2 protein-coding genes are annotated in these 1,709 nt (G+C 67.5%); both read right to left on the bottom strand.

All coding sequences use genetic code 11. The annotated features are described in order from the left end of the window. On the bottom strand, positions 1 to 804 hold an 804-nt coding region (rpsB, locus tag ACXJKH_RS19985; protein ID WP_457321973.1), incomplete at its 3' end, for a 30S ribosomal protein S2. 214 nt (positions 805 to 1,018) lie between these two features. Continuing rightward, positions 1,019 to 1,709, bottom strand: a 691-nt coding sequence (locus ACXJKH_RS19980) for a fimbrial biogenesis chaperone (RefSeq protein ID WP_457321972.1), incomplete at its 5' end; no start/stop codon positions are given.

Genomic DNA, 1,709 nt, shown 5'->3' with positions numbered 1-1,709 from the left:
GACAGGGGCAGCAGCAGCCGGAGCAGCGGCCTTCTTGGCCGGAGCGCGGCGGGCCGGCTTGGCTTCTTCGCTGGCAGCAGCGTCGGCGAACTCTTCTTCACGGACGGTGGCGGCGTGCGGCGCAGCAGCCTTGCCTTCCAGCACGGCGTCGGCAGCAGCGCGGGCGTACAGCTGCACAGCGCGGATGGCGTCGTCGTTGCCCGGGATCGCGTAATCCACCAGCTCCGGGTTGTAGTTGGTGTCGACCACGGCGATCACCGGGATGCCGAGCTTCTTGGCTTCCTTGATGGCGATGTCTTCATGGCCGATGTCGATGACGAAGATCGCGTCCGGCAGACGGTTCATGTCCTTGATGCCGCCCAGCGAGGCTTCCAGCTTGTCACGCTCGCGACGCAGGCCCAGCACTTCGTGCTTGACCAGCTTCTCGAAGCTGCCGTCGGTTTCGCCGGCTTCCAGTTCCTTCAGGCGGGCAACCGACTGCTTCACGGTACGGAAGTTGGTCAGGGTGCCGCCCAGCCAACGCTGGTTCATGAAGGGCATGCCGCAACGCTCGGCTTCTTCGCGGATCGACTCGCGGGCGCTGCGCTTGGTGCCCAGGAACAGGATGGTGCCGCGCTTCTGCGCGACGCTGGAAATGAAGTTCATCGCGTCATTGAAGAGCGGAACGGTCTTTTCCAGGTTGATGATGTGGATCTTGCCGCGGGCGCCGAAGATGTACTGGCCCATCTTGGGGTTCCAGTAACGGGTCTGGTGGCCGAAATGGACGCCGGCTTCCAGCATCTGACGCATGGTGACCTGGGGCATTGCAGTAACTCCTGATAGGGAACCGGCCGCCACGGATAATAGTTGGGCGGTCCGCCGCAAGGCGGGTGGTTCCGGGGTTTGGCTTCCCTGTCGCTTCCGTGACCGAACTCCTTGCGGAGCACCCCGGCACGGATATGGGCGGCAGGTGTGGATTCACCGGTGACGTCCGGTGTTGACGGTTCCCCGCATCGAACGAGGCGGGAGATCCGGTCGATTATAGCCCGCTGCGCGTCGAGGCTGCAATCTCCGGGGGCAGGTCGGGCAGATCGGCCTCGGCCGCATGGTCCAGGCGGGCCCGGAACCGGCCGGCGGCGTAGTGGTCCGGACGCGCCGGGAGCGTCCAGGTGCGCCGCTGGTAGGGCAGTACATAGCCGGCCAGCCCGGCGATCACAACCTGGCGGGTGCCGTGGCTGTCGATGAACACCAGGTCGGCCAGATGGGCGTGGCGCGGGCCGCCATTGTAAAGCTGCAGTTGCGCTGACGGGCCCGGCCGCACCCGGATCTGCAGCATCGACGCTACCTCGGGCGCGGCGGGTGGATCAAGGAACACCGGCAGCGAGTAGCGTGGCGCGGTCGCCGCCGGCAGCGCCGGATCCGGCGTGATCACCAGGCGATAGGCCTGCTGGACCTGCGCCGGCGCGGCACCGAGCCGGACCACCCGCAGGCGCTGCCGCTGTCCCGGCGGGATCTCCAGTATCGATGGGCTCAGTGCCACGTCCTCGGCCGTCTGCAGCTGCTCGGCGTCTTCGTGTTGTTCCCAGCGGTACAGCCGGGCCTGGCCGGACCACGGCGCCGGATCGGGGTTGTCCAGCCACAGCTCGGCGTCGGCCTGGTCGGCCGGTACCTGCACGCTGCCGACGGAAAGCTGCAGCGCCCCGGCATCGGCGGGCTGCAGGGTCAGGGCC

It is taken from the genome of Stenotrophomonas sp. P5_B8 (genome assembly GCF_054049855.1).
The sequence above is the reverse complement of the archived record's forward strand: the minus strand, read 5'-3'. Positions and strand labels throughout refer to the sequence as shown.